The sequence below is a fragment of the Nonomuraea jabiensis genome (assembly GCF_014204795.1).
Taxonomy (GTDB): domain Bacteria; phylum Actinomycetota; class Actinomycetes; order Streptosporangiales; family Streptosporangiaceae; genus Nonomuraea; species Nonomuraea jabiensis.
Map to the genome: position 1 here is coordinate 1,442,462 of NZ_JACHMB010000001.1, position 19,162 is coordinate 1,461,623.

At 68.2% G+C, this 19,162-nt stretch carries 16 protein-coding genes and 1 pseudogene; 9 read left to right on the forward strand and 8 right to left on the reverse strand.

Annotated features, from left to right (window positions below; translation table 11 throughout):
- The first annotated feature begins 65 nt into the window (after positions 1-65).
- From HD596_RS06095 to HD596_RS06115, 5 genes are all read left to right on the forward strand, one after another.
- A complete protein-coding gene (locus tag HD596_RS06095; protein ID WP_185068331.1) occupies positions 66-710 on the forward strand; it encodes a B3/B4 domain-containing protein in 645 nt (214 codons plus the stop codon).
- A gap of 204 nt (positions 711-914) precedes the next feature.
- Positions 915-4,556, forward strand: coding sequence for a multifunctional oxoglutarate decarboxylase/oxoglutarate dehydrogenase thiamine pyrophosphate-binding subunit/dihydrolipoyllysine-residue succinyltransferase subunit (locus HD596_RS06100; RefSeq protein WP_185068332.1), 3,642 nt, complete (start codon positions 915-917; stop codon positions 4,554-4,556).
- Positions 4,557-4,624: 68 nt separating this feature from the next.
- Positions 4,625-4,804 carry a DUF6104 family protein gene (locus tag HD596_RS06105; protein ID WP_185068333.1) on the forward strand — a complete coding sequence of 60 codons (180 nt, stop codon included), beginning with the start codon at positions 4,625-4,627 and terminating at the stop codon, positions 4,802-4,804.
- 199 nt (positions 4,805-5,003) lie between these two features.
- Complete coding sequence (locus tag HD596_RS06110) at positions 5,004-5,807, forward strand: DUF4097 family beta strand repeat-containing protein (RefSeq protein WP_185068334.1); 804 nt, start codon at positions 5,004-5,006, stop codon at positions 5,805-5,807.
- Positions 5,804-6,544, forward strand: a complete 741-nt coding sequence (locus HD596_RS06115) for a PadR family transcriptional regulator (RefSeq protein WP_185068335.1) — start codon at positions 5,804-5,806, stop codon at positions 6,542-6,544. The genes HD596_RS06110 and HD596_RS06115 overlap by 4 nt, the downstream gene beginning before the upstream one ends.
- Positions 6,545-6,551: 7 nt before the next feature.
- On the opposite strand, the gene HD596_RS06120 is transcribed toward HD596_RS06115, so the two are convergent.
- The 6 genes from HD596_RS06120 to HD596_RS06145 form a co-directional block, all read right to left on the reverse strand.
- Positions 6,552-7,412, reverse strand: coding sequence for an oxygenase MpaB family protein (locus HD596_RS06120; RefSeq protein ID WP_246554164.1), 861 nt, complete (start codon positions 7,410-7,412; stop codon positions 6,552-6,554).
- 73 nt (positions 7,413-7,485) lie between these two features.
- The gene (locus HD596_RS06125) at positions 7,486-8,442 is read right to left on the reverse strand and encodes a zinc-binding dehydrogenase (protein ID WP_185068336.1); all 957 of its coding nucleotides are present in this window, start codon (positions 8,440-8,442) and stop codon (positions 7,486-7,488) included.
- Between the two features lie 9 nt (positions 8,443-8,451).
- Positions 8,452-9,330, reverse strand: a complete 879-nt coding sequence (locus HD596_RS06130; RefSeq protein ID WP_185068337.1) for a hypothetical protein — start codon at positions 9,328-9,330, stop codon at positions 8,452-8,454.
- Positions 9,331-9,375: 45 nt separating this feature from the next.
- Positions 9,376-9,804 carry a type II toxin-antitoxin system VapC family toxin gene (locus tag HD596_RS06135; protein WP_185068338.1) on the reverse strand — a complete coding sequence of 143 codons (429 nt, stop codon included), beginning with the start codon at positions 9,802-9,804 and terminating at the stop codon, positions 9,376-9,378.
- Positions 9,791-10,069 (reverse strand): hypothetical protein, encoded by a 279-nt coding sequence (locus HD596_RS06140; RefSeq protein WP_185068339.1) that lies wholly within the window; start codon positions 10,067-10,069, stop codon positions 9,791-9,793. Before HD596_RS06140 ends, HD596_RS06135 begins: the two co-directional genes overlap by 14 nt.
- 96 nt (positions 10,070-10,165) lie before the next feature.
- On the reverse strand, positions 10,166-11,602 hold the full coding sequence (locus HD596_RS06145) for a TLP1 C-terminal extension domain-containing protein (RefSeq protein WP_185068340.1): 1,437 nt from the start codon (positions 11,600-11,602) through the stop codon (positions 10,166-10,168).
- A 283-nt stretch (positions 11,603-11,885) separates the two neighbouring features.
- Here HD596_RS06145 and HD596_RS06150 point away from each other — a divergent pair, with 283 nt between their 5' ends.
- From HD596_RS06150 to HD596_RS06160, 3 genes are all read left to right on the forward strand, one after another.
- Positions 11,886-13,007, forward strand: coding sequence for a trypsin-like serine peptidase (locus HD596_RS06150; RefSeq protein WP_185068341.1), 1,122 nt, complete (start codon positions 11,886-11,888; stop codon positions 13,005-13,007).
- Between the two features lie 280 nt (positions 13,008-13,287).
- Positions 13,288-14,391 (forward strand): trypsin-like serine peptidase, encoded by a 1,104-nt coding sequence (locus tag HD596_RS06155; RefSeq protein WP_185068342.1) that lies wholly within the window; start codon positions 13,288-13,290, stop codon positions 14,389-14,391.
- A gap of 197 nt (positions 14,392-14,588) precedes the next feature.
- Positions 14,589-15,752, forward strand: coding sequence for a trypsin-like serine peptidase (locus HD596_RS06160; RefSeq protein ID WP_185068343.1), 1,164 nt, complete (start codon positions 14,589-14,591; stop codon positions 15,750-15,752).
- Positions 15,753-15,902: 150 nt separating this feature from the next.
- On the opposite strand, the gene HD596_RS06165 is transcribed toward HD596_RS06160, so the two are convergent.
- Entirely contained in the window at positions 15,903-16,979 is a 1,077-nt protein-coding gene (locus HD596_RS06165) for an IS4 family transposase (RefSeq protein WP_246554167.1), read from the reverse strand.
- A gap of 13 nt (positions 16,980-16,992) precedes the next feature.
- Positions 16,993-17,301: pseudogene (locus HD596_RS65555) on the reverse strand (transposase domain-containing protein); the annotation flags it as partial.
- An 892-nt stretch (positions 17,302-18,193) separates the two neighbouring features.
- Between HD596_RS65555 and HD596_RS06170 the strand changes: the two are divergent.
- Complete coding sequence (locus HD596_RS06170; protein WP_185068345.1) at positions 18,194-18,598, forward strand: transposase; 405 nt, start codon at positions 18,194-18,196, stop codon at positions 18,596-18,598.
- Positions 18,599-19,162: the final 564 nt, after the last annotated feature.

Consider the following 19,162-nt stretch of genomic DNA (forward strand, 5'->3'; position numbering starts at 1 on the left):
CGTAGACCGCAAAGCTAATTTTGCAAAGAGATTTTTGTGGTCTCGGCCGCTTCTAGACTGTGGGGATGCTTGACGACATCTGGGTGGACGACTCCGTCTTCGCGCTGCGCCCCGACTTCGCGGTGCTGGTCATGACCGCGCACGGCCTGCGCAACGGGCCCACGGACGACCGGTCCCGGGCCTGGCTGGCGGCGGCCTCCGAGCACGAGGTGCAGGCGGACAAGATCGACGCCTGGAAGGACGCCTATCGGGCGTTCGGCGCCAAACCACAGCGGACCAGACCCTCGGTCGACGCCCTGACCCGCAGGATGCCGCTGCCGGAGATCAACCAGGCGGTGGACGCGTACAACTCGATCAGCGTCAAGCACGCGCTGCCGATCGGCGGCGAGGACCTCGACCACTACGTGGGACCGGCCCGGCTGCTGCGGGCGACCGGCGACGAGGCGTCCGAGGAGGCGCTCGGCACGCCGGAGCCGGGCGAGGTGATCTGGCGCGACGACGTCGGCGTCACCTGCCGCAGGTGGAACTGGCGTCAGGTCGCGCGCACCCGGCTCACCGAGGAGACCACCAACGCGATCTTCCTCCTCGAATGCCTCGAGCCGATGTCGCTGGAGGAGCTCAAGGAGGCGGGCGAGGAGCTGGCGGACCTGCTGTCCGAGTTGTCCCCAGAGGTGCGGATTGCTAGCAGATTGGTGTCCAGCGGGAAATAAACCCCCCGTCGTGGTGTTGATACCAAAGAGTAATAATTGCGGCACCACCCGGATTGACTAGGGGGGCGTGACCTCTTTGCACTGTCCTGAGAGGATCGTTCGAGGCGGCACGGCCTCTTCGGCGCGCGCTGCCGGTCCGGGCGAGTAGCCTTGGACAGGTTCTCTAACATCAACGCCGATCTGCGGAAGAGGGCGATTTCCGCCGTGTCGTCTGAGTCGTCGCGGACAAACCCGCTGGCAAGCTTTGGTCAGAACGAGTGGCTTGTCGACGAGCTGTACCAGAAGTACCTCCAAGATCCCGAGTCTGTCGACAAGGCATGGTGGAACTTCTTCGCTGACTACAACCCTGATTCCGGAACGGGCCGGGCAGCGCCGGTCAGGGAGGTGGCGAACGGCACCGTGACCGCTCCCGCTCCCCCCCAGGCGCCACCCAAGGCTCCACCTGCTGCCGAGAAGCCGAAGCAGCCGGCCACCCCGGTGCCCAAGGGCGCCGAGGAGGTCAAGCTGCGCGGCGCCGCCGCCCGCACGGCCGCCAACATGGACCTGTCACTGACGGTCCCGACGGCCACCAGCGTGCGCGCGATCCCGGCCAAGTTGCTGATCGACAACCGCATTGTGATCAACAATCACCTCAAGCGGGGTCGCGGCGGAAAGGTGTCCTTCACGCACCTGATCGGCTTCGCGATCGTCAAGGCCCTGAAGGCCATGCCGGAGATGAACTACTCCTACGCGGAGGTCGACGGCAAGCCGACGCTGATCAAGCCCGAGCACGTGGGCTTCGGTCTGGCGATCGACGTCCAGAAGAGCAACGGCGAGCGCCAGCTCCTCGTGCCCTCGATCAAGGGCGCCGAGGAGATGGACTTCCGCCAGTTCTGGATGGCCTACGAGGACGTCGTCCGCAAGGCCCGCGCGGGCAAGCTGGGCGTCGACGACTTCGCCGGCACCACGATCTCGCTGACCAACCCCGGCACGATCGGCACCGTCCACTCCGTGCCACGCCTGATGCCCGGCCAGGGCACGATCATCGGCGTCGGCGCGATGGAATACCCGGCCGAATACCAGGGGGCCGCGCCCGACACGCTCTCGCGCCTGGCCGTCTCCAAGGTCATGACGCTCACCAGCACCTACGACCACCGGATCATCCAGGGCGCCCAGTCGGGCGACTTCCTGCGCCAGATCCACCGGCTGCTGCTGGGCGAGGACGGCTTCTACGACGAGATCTTCGAGGCGCTGCGGATCCCGTACGAGCCGGTGCGCTGGGTGCAGGACATCTCGGCCTCCCACGACGACGACGTGGCCAAGTCCGCCCGCGTGATCGAGCTGATCCACGCCTACCGCGTGCGCGGCCACCTGATGGCCGAGACCGACCCGCTGGAGTACAAGCAGCGCAAGCACCCCGACCTGGACATCCAGTCCCACGGGCTGACGCTGTGGGACCTGGAGCGCGAGTTCGCCACGGGCGGTTTCGGCGGCCGCGCGCTGATGAAGCTGCGCGAGATCCTCGGCGTGCTGCGCGACTCCTACTGCCGCACGGTCGGCATCGAGTACATGCACATCCAGAACCCCGAGGAGCGGGCCTGGATCCAGGCGCGGGTGGAGAAGCCGCACAAGTCGCCCGAGCGCGACGAGCAGCTCAACATCCTGTCCCGGCTCAACACCGCCGAGGCGTTCGAGACCTTCCTGCAGACGAAGTTCGTCGGCCAGAAGCGCTTCTCCCTGGAGGGCGGCGAGTCCCTGATCCCGCTGCTCGACTCGGTGATCAGCGACGCCGCCGACGAGGGCCTCGACGAGGTCGTCATCGGCATGGCCCACCGCGGCCGCCTCAACGTGCTGGCCAACATCGTGGGCAAGTCGTACGCGCAGATCTTCGGCGAGTTCGAAGGCAACATCGACCCGCGCACGGCGCACGGCTCCGGCGACGTGAAGTACCACCTCGGCGCGACGGGCACGTTCACCTCGCCCAGCGGCAAGACCATCACCGCCTCCGTGGTCGCCAACCCCTCCCACCTGGAGGCGGTCGACCCGGTGCTGGAGGGCGTCGTCCGCGCCAAGCAGGACCTCCTGGAGCGCGGCGAGGAGGGCTTCACCGTCCTGCCCGTGCTCATCCACGGCGACGCGGCCTTCGCCGGCCAGGGCGTCGTGGCCGAGACGCTCAACCTGTCGCAGCTGCGCGGCTACCGCACCGGCGGCACCGTGCACGTGGTGGTCAACAACCAGGTGGGCTTCACCACCTCGCCCGCCTCGTCCAGGTCCTCGGTCTACGCGACCGACGTGGCCCGGATGATCCAGGCCCCGATCTTCCACGTCAACGGCGACGACCCCGAGGCCGTGGTGCGCGTGGGCCAGCTGGCCTACGAATACCGCCAGGCGTTCCGCAAGGACGTCGTCATCGACCTCATCTGCTACCGCCGCCGCGGCCACAACGAGGGCGACAACCCGGCCTTCACCCAGCCGCTGATGTACGACCTGATCGACGCCAAGCGCTCGACCCGCAAGCTCTACACCGAGGCGCTGATCGGCCGGGGCGACATCACGGTCGAGGAGGCCGAGCAGGCGCTGCGCGACTACCAGGCCAAGCTGGAGCAGGCGTTCACCGAGACCCGCGAGGCGGCGAAGAAGCCGGCCGAGGCCGCCGCGATGCGGGTGCCGCCGACCGAGGTCGTCAAGTGGTCGCACGCCGACACGGAGACCGCGATCAGCGACGAGACGCTCAAGCGCATCGTCGACACCCAGCTCAACCTGCCCGAGGGCTTCACGCCGCACCCGCGCCTGGCGCCGGTGCTGCAGCGCCGCGGCCAGATGGTCGAGACGGACACGATCGACTGGGCGATGGGCGAGACGCTCGCGTTCGGCTCGCTGCTGATCGACGGCCACCCGGTGCGCCTGGTCGGCCAGGACTCGCGCCGCGGCACGTTCACGCAGCGCCACGCCGTCCTGGTGGATCGGATGACCGGCGCCGACCACACGCCGCTCAAGACCTTCAACCAGGGCACCACGAAGTTCTACGTCTACGACTCGCTGCTCAGCGAGTTCGCGGCGCTCGGCTTCGAGTACGGCTACAGCGTCGTCCGCCCGGACGCCCTGGTCGCCTGGGAGGCGCAGTTCGGCGACTTCGTCAACGGCGCCCAGACGATCATCGACGAGTTCATCTCGTCGGGCGAGCAGAAGTGGGGCCAGAAGTCCTCCGTCGTGCTGCTGCTGCCGCACGGCTTCGAGGGCCAGGGCCCCGACCACTCCTCGGCCCGCATCGAGCGGTTCCTGCAGGTCTGCGCGCTCGACAACATGACGGTCGCGCAGCCCACGACCCCGGCCAACTACTTCCACCTCCTGCGCTGGCAGGTGGAGTCGCAGCGGCACAAGCCGATGGTGGTCTTCACGCCGAAGTCGCTGCTGCGCCACAAGGCGGCCACGTCCAAGGCGTCCGACTTCACCACGGGCACCTTCCAGCCGGTCCTGGGCGACACGACGGTTGACGCGGCCAAGGTCACCAGGGTCGTGCTCACGTCCGGCAAGCTCTACTACGACCTGGCGGCGGAGCGCGAGAAGAAGGGCCGCGACGACGTCGCGATCGTCCGGCTCGAACGCCTCTACCCGTTCCCGGGTGAGGAGCTGGCCGCCGAGCTGTCCCGCTACGGGGCGCAGGCGGAGCTGGTCTGGGCCCAGGACGAGCCGGTCAACATGGGGCCGTGGCCGTACCTCGCGCTCAAGCTGGCCGAGGACCCGCAGACGCTGGGCGGCCGCCCGGTGCGGCGCGTCTCGCGCCGCCCCAACAGCTCGCCGGCGACGGGCTCGCACAACTCGCACGACACCGAGCTCGAGGAGATCCTCCACGAGCTGTTCGGCTGATCCAACACCAGAGTGAGCCCCCGGCCCCGGCTGGGGGCTCACTGCCGTTTCAGGAGGACTTGAGAAAGATGTACTTCACCGATCGGGGGATCGAGGAGCTGGTCGAGCGTCGGGGCGAGGAGGAGGTCAGCCTGCTCTGGCTCGGCGAGCGGCTGCGCGAGTTCGTCGACCTCAACCCGGAGTTCGAGATCCCGGTCGAGCGGCTGGCCACCTGGCTGGCCCGGCTCGACGACGACGAGGACGACTGACCCCGCCCCACCGCGGCCCCCTTTCCCAGCCACGGCGGCAGGGGGCCCCGCCCCTCCCCTTCCCCTCCCAAGGGACATCAGCCGAAGTGCGGCGGGGAGTACGACACCCCGATACGCCAACGCGATACATCTTGAGTTTCGCGGAAACGCGACATATCGTGTTAGTAGAGAGAACATGTCGCCAGGAGGGCGGGGGAACATGCAGCAGTGGACGATCGAGGGCCCAGAACAGCTGACGTTCGGCCAGGTGGACGCGCTCGACGTGCGCATCGTCGCCGGCCGCCTGGCCGTGCTGGCCAGCGACGGCCCGCCCACAGTCGAGGTGTCCGAGATCGAGTCGGCGTCCCCGCTGCTGGTCACGTACGACGAGGACGCCAAGGAGCTCTCCATCACCTACAAGGACCTGACCTGGGACGGTCTCCTCGGCTGGCTCCGGCGCGACCGGCGCAGGACGGTCCTGACGATCACCGTCCCCAAGCACTGCACCGTCAACGCCGGAGTGGTCTCCGCGCCGGCCGTGGTGGCCGGGTTCGAGAGGATGACGCAGGTCAGGAGCGTGTCCGCGGAGATCGTGCTCGACGGCGTGAGCGGCGACGTGAACGCGACGACCGTCTCGGGCCCGGTGGAGAGCCGGGCGATGGAGGGCGACCTGGCGTTCAAGAGCGTCTCGGGCGACCTGACCGTGGCCGACGGCATCCCGCGCCGGCTCAAGGCGAACACCGTCTCGGGCCGGATCACGGCGGACCTGGCGCTTCGGCCGACCGGCCACGTGACGCTCAACAGCGTCTCCGGTGACATCCTGGTCAGGCTGCCGGAAAACGTGGAGGCGGACGTGAGCGTGCGGTCCACCTCCGGCAGGCTGGTCAGCACGTTCCACGAACTGTTCAACTCGAACGGCCCCGGCACGAAGTCGATGTCGGGCAGGCTGGGCGGCGGTATGGCGTCGCTGTCGGCGACCACGGTCTCCGGCGAGGTCACGCTGCTCAAGGGGGAGAAGGAATGAGCCCTGTCTTCGGTCACGGCCGGCTCCGGCTGTACCTGCTCAAGCTGCTGGACGAGAGCCCGCGTCACGGCTACGAGGTCATCAGGCTGCTCCAGGACCGCTTCCTCGGGGTCTACTCGCCCTCCCCCGGCACGATCTACCCGCGCCTGGCCCGCCTGGAGGAGGAGGGCCTGGTGACGCACGAGGTGGTCGAGGGCAAGAAGGTGTTCTCGATCACCGACAAGGGCCGCGAGGAGCTGAACGCCCGGCTCGACGAGCTCGACGACCTGGAGCAGGAGATCTCCGCCTCCGTGCGCGACATCGCCCGCGAGGTCAAGGAGGACGTCCGCGACACGGTCAAGTCGCTGCGCGACGAGCTCACGCGGATGGCCAAGGACGTTCGCACGGGGGCCAGGGACGACACCCAACGGCTCAAGGAGCAGCAGAAGGCGGACTTCAGGCGGCTCAAGGAGCAGCAGAAGCGGCAGTGGATGGAGCACGCCTACCACTGGCAGGACGAGGGCGAGCGGCTCAGCAGGGAGTGGCGCAGGATCTGGTCCGAGGTCTGGGCCACGCTGGGCGGCTCGCCGACGAGCCGCGCCGACCTCGACGCGGAGCTGGGCGAGCTGCTGGCCGACTTCATCGCCGAGGCCCGCCAGGAGGCGTCCGAGGCCCGGCTGACGCCGGAGAAGCTGGCGGAGCTGCGTACGGCGCTCGACGAGGCCCGCCGCCGCGTCCGCGACATCCTCGAAGGCTGACCCGCGTTCATGCCGAGCGGAGGCGCCGTTCCACGCGGCGCGCGCCGCGGGCGGCCTTGCGGGCGCGGTAGGCGATGGGCATGTACCTCAGGCGTTCGGGCAGGCGCGGCGTCAGCACGGCCACCGCATGCCCGAGATGCCGCAACCGCCGTTCCTCCCGCGCCGTCCACGGCAGCCCCAGCTTCCGCCGTACGGCGGACGGCAGGGTGCCGACCGTCACGAAGTAGTTGAACTCCCCCGATCCGACCCCCACAGGTGTCCACAGCCGCCGCAGCGGCCTCGGCAGCCCGGGCGGCGCCGGCGTGCCGTGCAGGACCGACAGCACGTCGAGCGCCGTCGGGTGCGCCTCCAGCCGGTCGGCCACCATCGCGTCGAAGTACCGCCAGAACGCCTCCAGGTCCGCGGGCAGCTCCCGCTCCGGCACCCGCAGGATCGCGCCGAGCTGCCGCGACTCGGCGTAGAGCCGCCGCTCCTGCTCGACGGTGAACGGGGTGCCGAAATAGCGGTTGAGCACGACGAAGCGCTCGAACAGCGACAGGTGCACCCACGCCCACGCCTCGCCGTTCAGCGCGTGGTAGGGCCTGCCGAGCTCGTCCACCCCGCTGATCGGCCGGTGCAGCCTCCTGAGCCGCTCGCCCTCCGCCGGGCCGTCCGCGCCGCCGTACACCCATGTCTGGATCGAGACGAGCGTGCGGGTGAGCCGCCCCCACGGGTCGTCCTTGTACGTGGAGTGCTCGGCGACGGCCGCGCCCACGGCCGGGTGCATCGTCTGCATGACCAGCGCGCTCCCGGCGACGAGCAGATTGCGGTATTCGCCGGTGGTGTCCCAGTGCATCGAACCTGGACCGAAGGGCTGAACCTCCATCATGACGGCCTCCCGGGTGAGACAAGCCCACTCTGCTTGTATCACCCGGAACGCCGGGAAGTAACCCTTTACTTATTCAGACGGTAAAGACGATCTTTCCGAAGATCTCCCCTTCGGCCATGGCCGCGAACCCGTCGCGCGCCTGCGTCAGCGGCAGCACCCTGTCGACGACGGGCCGTACCCCGGTCTGCTCCAGGAAGACCGCCAGCCGGCCGAGCTGTTCCCGGGTGCCCATCGTGGAGCCGACCACGGACAGCTGCAGGAAGAAGACCCGGTTCAGGTCCGCGGGCGGGACCGCGCCGCTGGTGGCGCCGCTGACGACGATGCGCCCGCCCGGCTTGAGCGACTTGAGCGAATGGTCCCAGGTGGCCTGACCGACGGTCTCCATGACCGCGTCCACCCGCTCGGGCAGCCGCGCGCCCGGCTCGAACACCTGGTCGGCGCCGAGCTCGAGAGCACGCGCGCGCTTGTCCTCGGAGCGGCTGGTCGCCCAGACCCGGTAGCCGCCGGCCCGGCCGAGCGCGATCAGCGCGGTGGCGACGCCGCCGCCCGCCCCCTGCACCAGCACGGTGGAGCCGGGCTCGAGCCCGGCCTTGTCGAACAGCATCCGGTACGCGGTCAGCCAGGCCGTGGGCAGGCAGGCCGCGTGCTCGAAGCCGAGCCCGGCCGGCTTGGGCACGAGGTTGCGCCGCGGCACGGCCACCTGCTCGGCGAACGTACCGTCGTGCACCTCGGACAGCAGCGTGCGCTTGGGATCGAGCGTCTCGTCGGCGCCCGTGCCGATCACGGAGTGCACGATGACCTCGTTGCCGTCCTCATCCACGCCCGCGGCGTCGCAGCCGAGCACGATCGGCAGCCGGTCCTGTCTGATGCCGACGCCTTTGAGCGTCCACAGGTCGTGGTGGTTGAGCGCGGCCGCGCGCACGGAGACGGTCGTCCATCCGTCCGGGACCTTCGGCTCCGGGCGCTCACCGAGCGTCAGCCCGGCGAGTGGGTTGTCGGGATCGGTCTGTGTGGCGGTTACGGCGAACATGGCCGCACCCTACTTCAGCGTGATCCGAATCCCTGCCAAGGCCCGCTTCCTGAACGACTGTGGCCCCGTGACCGCGACCAGCACGTCGCCCCTGCACACCGAGCCGGTCGGCCGCCCGCGCCCCTCGATCACCCTCGGAATCCCGGCCTTCTTCCCGCAACCGGGCGTGGGCACCAGCGCGACCATCTCCCCCGCACCACCGCCGAACCAGAGCTGCGGCCCCAGCGGCTGCCCCTGCACCGTCTCCCCCGGCCCGGCCAGCCGCACGGGCGCCCTGGCCGACAGCACGAGGTAGCCGTCCTTCGTCTCCCGGCCCTGCAGCCCTCGCGCCACGGCCACCCGCTGCTCGAACCTCAGCCCCTGCCCCCGGTCGTACATCGCCAGCCGCCACCGCCCGAACGCGAACAGCAGCACCTGCCCGTAGTAACCGCTGCCCGCCCGAGGGGGCCAGAGGGTGACGTTGGGCGCGTAGTTCCTGATCGGCCGGCCACCCGCGGTCACCTCGAACTCGCCGTTGTACGGGGCGGACAGCTGCCGGTACTGCCCGTCGATCCAGATCCCCTGGAAGGGCCGCGACCCCATGGCGGCGAGCCCGAGCTCGGCCGGGTAGCGCACCTCGGCCCGCACCCCGTGCGGGAACACCACATCCATGACCTCCTCACCCCCCTTGGCCACGGGCCGGACGGTGAGGATGTTGGGGGCGCTGTCTATCTTGGTGAGGGACCTGATGGGCTCAGAGGTCGGCCCCACCGGGGGCGCAGACTCGGGATCGCGGCTGATGAGCAGGCTGACGACAGGGATCAGCAGGAGCGCGACCACCACCGCCGGCCCTACCCACCGGCGGCGACCGCGCTCGCCTACCTCGATGACGTCGAACCGGTCAGCCACGACGTTCCTAGCCGAGTAGTGCGGGCTTGCGCCTTTTCATCAAGTTCAGTTGAGCGGCGACCGCCAGCGCAAGCCCTGGAACCTGGCGAAATCCTTGTCGCAGGTCACAAATTCACAACCGTGCTCGATGGCGAGTGCGGCGAGGTAGGCGTCGGGGATGAGGTTGCCGGTGGCGCCCGCCTGACGGCACAGCTTGACGAAGATCTCCCAGTGTCTCGAGTCGGGGGCGACCACCGACGCCTGCGGCTGGTTGCGGTAGGTGCCGACGAAGGCCAGAGCACGCTCCACGTCGTCGGGATCCTTGTAGACGCGCCGGTTGGTCACCATCCGGACGAAGCCGTTGACGACGAAGTCGCTCACGGCGTAGCTGGAGTCGCCGTTGACCATCCCGTCCACGAAGGCATGGCACTGGTCGTGGTCGGGGGACTCCCCTCGGAAGGCGTTGACGAGGACGTTGATGTCAACGAGCAACATTGCGCAGCTCCGGGAAACGCTCCTCGTCGTCGAGATCCCACGCGATGTGCTCCAGCTTCTCGCCGGCGTCGAGCCGCTCCTGGACCCACGGCTGGAATCCAGGCTTGCTGGTGGAAGTGATCAGCTCCACCCGCGGCCGGTCGGCGGCTTCCGTGGAGCGGTTGAGCAGTTGCCTCAAGGCGTCCTCCATCACTGAGTTGAGACTGCGTCCGTTACGTGCCGCGTACGCCTTCGCCTCGTTGAGGAGCGTCTCGTCGATGCGCACCGTTGTCCTCCGCATGACTCCAGCGTCCGCCGCTGACATAAAAATGTCAACTCCAGATAGTAGCCGCCCGGTCACAATCTTTGCATCAACTTTAGGTCACCACGCCGTTACGTTGACCTTCCCATCGGAAGAGACTCGCACCACCTGCCCCACCAGCTCCCGCGACTCCGCCTCCGCCAGCAGCCCGGCCTCCTCCACCACCGCATAAGCCCGCCCTCCCGGCACCTCCACCACCAGCACCCCCCGCTCGGCGGCACCATCACGCCCGTGCGCCACCGTGTACCCCGCCACCACCCCCTCCCCCGCGCAAGCCCCCACCAGAGGCACCTCCTGGGCCACGAACACCGGCGCGGCACTCCCCAACCGCCCTCCCGGCTCGCTCGACCACACCGCGTACGTGTGCTTGGTCAGATGCATCCCCACCCCGCTCACCAGCCCGTGCCCCGACTGGGCCCGCAGCAGCCCCGCCATGGTCGCCGTGGAGTGCAGGACGTAGTCGCTGGCCGGCCCGCCCGCGTACGGCAGCCCTCCGGTGACCGTGAGCCCGCGCCGGTCCAGGGGATCGAGCCCGATCGCGTCGCACGCCTGCCGCAGCGCCACCGCGAAACAGCTGTACAGGTCGAGCGCGTGCATGTCGCCGAGCCCGAGCCCGGACCGCTGGAAGGCCGCCTCCGCCACGTGCGCGATGGCCTCGGAAGACCCGAGGTCCGGCCGCGCGGCCACCTCCCAGGTGTCCTCCCCGTACGCCCACCCGCGCAGGTAGACCCGCCCTTCGGCGGGCACCCCGAGCCGGTCGGCCAGCCGCGTGCTGGCCAGGACGACGGCCGCCGCCTGGTCCACCTCCAGCACGGCCACCGTGTCCCTGGTGTAGGGCCAGCCGACGAAGCGCTCGCCCTTCGCGAGCTCGTCGGGGGTGCGGGCGGTCCGGCGCCAGGCGTACGGGTTCGCGGCGGCCACCTCGGTCATGGGCGCCATCAGGCGGCCCCTGTCCCGCATCTCCTCCTCGATCGTGAGCCCGCACGCCGCCCGCCGCGCCGTCTCCATGATCGCGTAGGTGTGCACCGGCATGAAGAGCCCGTGGTCCAGCGCGTACGGGTGCGGCGGCCGCTCCCATCCGTACGGGGGCTTGGGCACGGCGGGGTGGCTCCACGGGACGTGCTCGCCCGCCCGCCGGTACGCCCGCCGCGTCGCCAGCGCCTCGGCCCCCGTGACGAGAGCGGAGTCGAGGTCGCCCGCCGCGATCCTGGCCGCCGCCTCGCCGATGAGCAGTTGCGGGGCCGTACCGCTGACCTTGGAGTACGCATGGTGGCGCGGCGTCGCGCCGAGACGCTCGGCGAGGCGGCCGACCGGCGAGTCGTACTGCCACGAGTCGGTGTGGACGATCTGGATCGAGTCCAGCCGCTCGACGGGGAGCCGGGCGTCCTCGGCGGCGGCGCGCGCCGTCTCCTCCCACAGATCGAGCGGTTCCGGGCCGGGCTGCTCGCGAATGGTGCGTTGGGCGATGCCGATGAGGCAGGGGGTGCGAGGATCCATGAAACCATCTAACCAGAACAAGATTCGGTTGATAAGAAGTGGCATTTGATAATGCCTGTTACCGCTGTTGCGCAAGACAAAAAACAAGCGGCGTGACCTGCGAGGATGCCGTTTATGAATACATGCGGTTTCGCTATTTCTATAACGGAACGGAACCGGACCATGCTTTTTCGCGTCGTTTCCTGGCCACCCGCTTGCGCCATTCATTAATGTTCCGATCGTTTTCCTGGCCCACCGGGGCGCAGTACCCCGCTCTGGGCCGCCGAAAGCCGAAAGGAGCTCCATGTTTTCCCGAGCAAGGCGCATCGCGTTCCCGCTCGCCGGTCTGATGGCCGTCGGGCTGGTCGCGGGCATGGTCGGCGGCACCCCGGCCAACGCACAGGCACCCTCCGACGTCGTGTCCCAGAACTCCGCCACCCCCGCCGAGCAGGCGATCCAGTTCTGGACCCCCGACCGCGTCAAGCTGGCCACCGACTACGACGACGGCCTCGGCCTGACCTCCAAGGGCGTCAAGGGCAGCAACGACGCACCCGACGGCCCTCCGGGATCCGTCCCGCCGATCGGTGAGGAGAAGACGAAGGCCAAGAAGAGCAAGCACGTCAATCTGCCCAACACGGTCGGCCGCGTGTTCTTCACGCTCCCCAAGGCCGACCCGCGCGACCCGAGGAGCTGGCGGTACTGCTCGGCCAGCTCGGTCCAGGGCAAGTACCGCAACCTCGTGGCGACCTCGGCGCACTGCGTCTACGACACCAGCAAGAACACCTTCTACGACAACTGGATCTTCATCCCGTCGTACTGGGACGGCAACAGTGTCTGGGAGGGCAAGGCGCCCTACGGCATTTACGCCGCCAAGACGTTCAACGCGCACGACGACTTCGTGGTGAAGGAGGACTACGACTACGACTACGCGTTCGTCAACGTCAACAACGGCATCAAGGTCAACTGGGAGAAGGTCAACAACCGCTGGCAGTGGACAGTCAAGAACGTCGGCCGTCTCGGTGACAACGTCGGCGGCCAGGGCTTCACCTGGAACAGGAGCACGAAGCTGAACGTGTTCTCGTTCGGGTACCCGGCGGGCGAGCACCCCGACGGTGACAAGCCGTACACCGGCCGCACGATGAAGTACTGCTACGGCAAGACCCGGCCGATGCCCGAGGCCAGGAAGTACAACCTGCAGGAGCACATCGGCTTCAAGTGCTCCTTCACCGCCGGCGCGAGCGGCGGGCCGTTCCTCTACAACTACAAGAGCGCGTCGCGCACCGGCTACCTGGTCGGCGTCAACAGCGTCGCGTGGGACACCGACGCCAACGACCGCTACGACTACATCTCGTCCCCGTACTTCAACACCGACACGTACAAGGTCTACAAGGCCGCGGCCAACCGCTGGACCGGCAACTTCCGCTGATCGAGGTGGCACCTGAGGCCCCGGTTCCCCTGGGAACCGGGGCCTTCCACTGAGGCGTACATCACTGGAGCGGGCGCGGAATGAGTGGAATTCAACAAGCGCCTACACCCGCTCTGACCTGTGGAAACGTTCGTTACCAATGATCATTTAGAGATCTGTCTGACGATGTCCTTATAGTGCACAGAGCACTCTTGATCAGGTAACGAATCTCTATCCTGGCTGCAATACCACCAGTACATCTGGAAAAATCCACCCTTACGACCCCAAGAAAGGCTAATTCATGATCCCCCGGGCCAGGCACTTGGTGGCGGCTGCGCTCAGCAGCGCGCTGCTGATGATGCCTGCCTTCACGGGGATCGCGAACGCCGCGCCCGACAGCAGGGTCTTCGCCGTCTCCCTGGCCAAGACCGCGGTGGACGTGAAGCGGGTCGCCGACTACTGGACACCCGACCAGCTCAAGCAGGCCGACAGCTACAGCCCCGCGACGCCCGGCGCCCAGGCCGCCACGCCTGCGCCGTCGGCCTCCGCGCAGGCCTCCAATACCGCCGCGCAGGCCGCGGCCTCCGTCCCGCGAGCCCTCGCCGCCCAGGCCGTGTCGCCCGCGCTGCCGCGCAAGGGCTCGGTCGCCAGGACCATGGGCAAGGTGTTCTTCCGGTTCGGGGACAAGGAGTACTGGTGCTCGGCCAGCGCGGTCGCCGCCAGGAACCGCAGCGTCGTCGCGACGGCCGGGCACTGCGCGTACGACCCGCGGCAGGCCAAGGCGGCCGACTACTGGATCTTCGTCCCCAACCCCGGCCCCAACGGCGAGACGCCCGACGGCATCTACGTGGGCTCCTCGATCAGCATGCACGAGGATTGGTCGGGCAAGGGCGACTACGACTTCGACTACGCGTTCGTGACCGTGCACCGCGGCTTCAAGTGGGAGGCCAAGGACGGCCGCTACGTCATGAAGGACGTGGGCCGGCTCCAGGACAACGTCGGCGGCCAGGGCATCGAGCTGAACAAGAAGCCGACCACGTACACGGTGGCCGCCTTCGGCTACCCGGCGGGCGCGCAGCCCGACGGCAGCCGCCCGTTCGACGGCAAGCGCCTGGAGATGTGCAAGGAAGGTCCCACCCGCTGGACCTCCGCCGTCAGCCTCGACCTGCAGAAGGGCGTGCAGCTGCTCAACTGCGACTTCAGCCCGGGCGCGAGCGGCGGTCCATGGCTGATCGGCTTCAACAAGGACCGCTGGACCGGCTACCTGAACGGCGTCAACAGCCTGACCTGGAACAGGGACGCGAAGGGCTGGTACGACGCGGTGTCGTCCCCGTACTTCGACACCACCGCCGGAGCGGTCTACCGACGCGCCGCCGCGCTGACCACTCCGTCGAATGTGACCTAAATCACTGCAACCGTCCGGTCACTACTCGTGATCAGCGCATCCTTTGTCTCAGCAAGGTCACGGCGCCCCGTTGGAACGCTGACACGATCTACCCGAAATTCACATGTCCATTGTCAAACCGGTAAGTTCCCGGCTGTCCGTTTGCTGAGTTATGGAGGTGCACGAGGCGCCTCATGTCAGCGCAACCTGGAGTTACCTTGAAGCGAATCCTTCTGCCCGCCGGCGGCGCCGTTCTCGCGACTGGCCTGCTCGCCGTAGGTCTGACCGGTACGGCCCAGGCCGACGGCGACGTCTCCCACGACCCGATGGCCAACAACACCGCCGAGGCCGCCTCCGTCGCCTCCTTCTGGCTCGCCTCGAACGGAGCCGCGCTTCGCCAGGCGACCCAGTACACCTGGGACGCGAACGAAGTCCGGAAGGTCGTCTCCAAGGGCGGCTACAGCCCCGACGGCAAGCCCGGCACCACGGCACCGACCGGCGAGTCGAAGTCGACCGCCAAGGCCCAGAACGTGAACATCCCCAAGACCGTCGGCAAGGTCTTCTTCGTCGACGGCTCCGGCAAGTTCCGCTGGTGCTCGGCCACCTCCATCCAGTCGAACTACCGCAACCTGGTCTCCACGGCCGGCCACTGCGTCTACGACACGGACAGCGACAAGGCGCTCCTCGACAACTGGGTCTTCGTCCCCGGCTACTACCAGGGCAAGACCCCGTGGGGCATCTACGTGGGCAAGCAGGCCTTCACCCACTACGACTTCGACACGTACGAGGACTGGGACCGCGACTACGCCTTCGTCACGGTCTACAACGGCATCCAGTTCAACGGCGTGAAGCAGGTGGACCGCAAGGACTACGCCCGCTTCACCGGCCCGAAGCGCTCGTGGGGCGGCCGCTACTACATCCTGCTGTCCAAGGACGCGGGCCGTCTCGGTGACAACGTCGGCGGCCAGGGCTTCGCCTGGAACCAGCCCACCGGCAAGCCCGTCCGCGCCTTCGGCTACCCGGCCGCTCCGCACCCGGACGGCAACAAGCCGTACAGCGGCGTCACGCCGAAGAACTGCTACGGCACCACCACCGCCAAGGCGGTCGGCGCCCCCTGGCTCAAGATCGAAGAGCACATCGGCCTCAAGTGCGCCGTGACCCCCGGTTACGACGGCGGCCCCTGGCTCCTCAACTACAGCAACGGCAAGCGCCTGGGCTACGTGAACGGTGTGACGAGCACCTTCGCCGACCAGGACGGTAACGACCGCGTCGACTACATCACCTCGCCCTACTTCGACGGCGAGACGGCCGCGGTGTACAACGCGGCCAAGAACGTGTGGTCCGGCAAGATCGTCGGCCCGAACGGCGAGCTGTACAAGTAAGCCCTTCCAGGGGAAAGGCGAGGGTCTCGGCATCCCGAGGCCCTCGCCTCAACTGTTTCCGGGCCCAAAAGCACGGCCTTCCACTCGGGGGCGCTTCGCGCCATGAAGTTCCAGCCAGCGCCTCCCAAGGGGGCTTCACCCCAATGCCGCTTAGTTAAGGGCTTTGGTGGTGATTGTGAGGGTGTAGGCGATCTTGCCTGGGGGCGGCGGGTCGCTGGGTTTCTTGCGGGCGTAGCGGCTGGTGCCGATGTGCGTGGCGGTGCGGGGATAGCTGCGGTCTCTGCGAGCAGGTAGCAGGTCGGCCAGGAGGTGGTGGGCGAAGTCGCGCCAGGTGGTGGGCACTGTGGCGGAGCGGCGTGCGGCGCGCAGGGTGATGGTGAAGGAGATGCGGTCGGGGTCGAGGCCGGCGGTGGCGGCGGCGTGGGCTTCTGCGGTGCACAGGGCTTGGTAGACGATCAGGAAGGCGTAGATTTCCTGGCGGATGCCGTCGGGGGTGTGGGAGCGCAGGACGCGGCCGGCGCCGCGGAGGTGGGTTTTGAGTTCGGCGTAGCCGCCTTCGGCTTCCCAGCGTTGGTGGTAGAGGGCGGCGAGTTGGTCGGCGGGGGCCAGGTTCGGGTCGAGCAGGCTAGTGATCAGGCGTAGGTGTTCGGTGCGGACGTGGCCGCCGGCGTTGCCGATGGTGATGCTGTAGTCGATGACGCGGACCTGGTGTCCGTCGCGGGCTGGGCTGAGGGGCTTGGCTGGGTGTCGGTGGGCGTGGCGGGTGCGGCGGCGGATCTCGGCTGGGGTGGGGATGACAGACAGGAACGAGCCGTCGGGTAGGTCGGTCAGGCGGTCCAAGCGGGTGCTGGTGCGGGCGCGCCAGAGCAGGTGGGCGCCGGTGGCGCGGGCGGTCTGCCACATGGCGTGGCCGCGGAAGTTCTGATCGGCCAACAGCAGCATGCCGGGGCCGAGCGCGCCGGTCAGACGGCTGGCCAGGACCTGTTCGCTGGCCGCGTCGATGCCGTCGAAGGTGGCATCGGCGATCGCGTGGGTGCCGCACTCGGTCACGGTCATCAGCCGTATTTGCGGGCAGGACGCGCCGTTACGGGTATCGAAGGCGGCGATGTTGCCGACGCTGCCGGGCAGATCCAAGGTGGTGGCATCCCACGCCATAAGCCGCAGGCCGAAAGCGTGAGCGCCGGGCGTGGACGAGCCGGCCAGCACGCCGCGCACGCGCTGGAACAACGCGGCCCATCGGCTCGGATCCCAGCCGCGCTCGCGCCTGCGTCAACGCCGAACTGGTCGGCAACCGGTAGTCCTGCCCGCGCCGCCCGAGCGCGGCCAGAAGGTCACGCAAGACCGCCCGATAACCCGGAGCAGCTCGACTGTCAGCAGCACTGAACAGGCATAACGCCAAAACGAAGTACACCATCAGCCGGGCGGGAAGCTTGCGTCGACGCTGTTGTATCCGCCCGGTCTCCGCCAGGGCCGCATCGACCACCTGTGGGTTGATCCACCGCGACAACACCCCCAACCTGACCTGATCCGGCACATCCCGCGACGGCATGGCAAACTGAGCGGGCAACGAAGCTCCCCACAACGAGCTGATCTTGGTCGATCGCCCGTTCTACCAGGGGAGCTTCGTTGCCACCAACCCCCTGCCACTCAGCTGCGCCCCACTCGTGATCACACCGAACGCCACTCTTAACTAAGCGGCATTGGGGCTTCACCCCCTTTCGATCCCCCTCGGCCCCCGCTCGCTCCGCTCGCCAGCACCCACCCCTTGCCCGGTTACCGGCTTGGCCTGCTGGAGCCCACCCTGAGCGGTCCTCGCTTCGCTCGGACCATTTCGTCTCCGCCAAACCCTCTGACCCACCGAGAGCCGTCTACAAGGGACCGCGCGTCCGTCGGGCGAAGACGGGGGCCAGCACGCCCATCACCTCATGAGGGCTTTCGCCGATAGCCGTGTTCCACCCGCGATGGCGGCCGCCATGTGATGACAGCCGTCGAGATCGGGGTCCTCCGTTCGATCGGGCGAACCTCGAATCATCGCCCGGCCGCCGGTGCGGAGAGCGGTGCCGCTCGCGCACGATGACGCGGTCCCACTCCTCCAACAGAGCCTCGATGTCGGTACTGTCGGGCCCCCACGACACCAGCGACGCCCTGGCAGGCGGCCGCAGTCGCCTACAGACGCTCAAGTAGCTTGCGGTCACCACTATCCGCTTCGAACGTTCTCGCCGCTGGGGGCATGAGTCGACGGCATGGCCTCGTAGGCCCGTAGGTCGTCTCGCCTCGGAGATGGCCGGCCGGAACCGCAGGCGGTATCCGGTCAGCCCGGATTGATCAATGGCGGCCCCAGGCCGATGACACAGGTACCGGACCGGTCTGAATACCGACCCAAGAATAAGATCTTTTTTGGATCTGCTGACAGAGAGTATTTACCTTGTCACGATGGGCACATGCATCGTGGCGATCTGACGAACGCCGAATGGGAACGGCTGGCATCGCTGCTACCCCCCGGCGACACCCTAGGAGACCGGTGGGACGAGCACCGGATGATGATCAATGGGGTGCTCTACCAAGCCAGGACCGGTCTGCGGTGGCGTCATCTGCCCGGACGATTCGGCTGCTGGGTGACCATCTACCGGCACCACCGCCACTGGGCGGCCGACGGCACCTGGCGGCGGCTGCTGAGAGCGATCGAGACCGCTCAGGACGACGCGACGACCGATGACGGCGCCGCACAGCCACCCCCGCGCCCCGCCCCCGTCCACCACCCCCGGCACGAAGCCCTCGCCCACGATCCGGTGCTGCTGAGCCTGCGGTCCCACCTGGCGGCGGTCGTCCGGCAGAGGGACATCTAGCCCCAGGGCCCTGCCTGCCCGCCCGATCGGTTCACCCTTCCTCCGACGGCCGAGGAGCACCCCTCCAGCTCCTCGCCCGCCATCCCGCACACTGAGGCGCTTCAGAGCACCCCAGTCCATATAGGCCAGGCGCGGGGGTGTCTCCCCCTACGACCGACCCCACGCCCGGCGCTCCACAGCCGTCCTCGCCGACCCTCCTCCCGGCGAGGACGGCCTCTTTTTGAGCGCCTACAACCCGAACCTGAAGATCACCTGTGAGGATTGGAGCGAGTTAGACGGATTAGGCGCCAATCCGGTTCCTGTGATCTGGATCACGTTTCGCCGACTACGGTATGTGGCGAACGGCTAACGACACTCCAGTTCCATCAGCAATAACCCCGCCATACCCAGCGAAAACGTAACTATCCAATCACCGCGCGCAAAGATCTCTGACTGATAACAGCACGGTAACGGCGGTAGGGGTTCCTTCCGGATCACCCAAACCGGGTTCCACCTGCGGAGATCACCACGCTATGTTCCTTGCTATCCCTTTACTGACGCATGGGACGCATGTTGCGACCCACG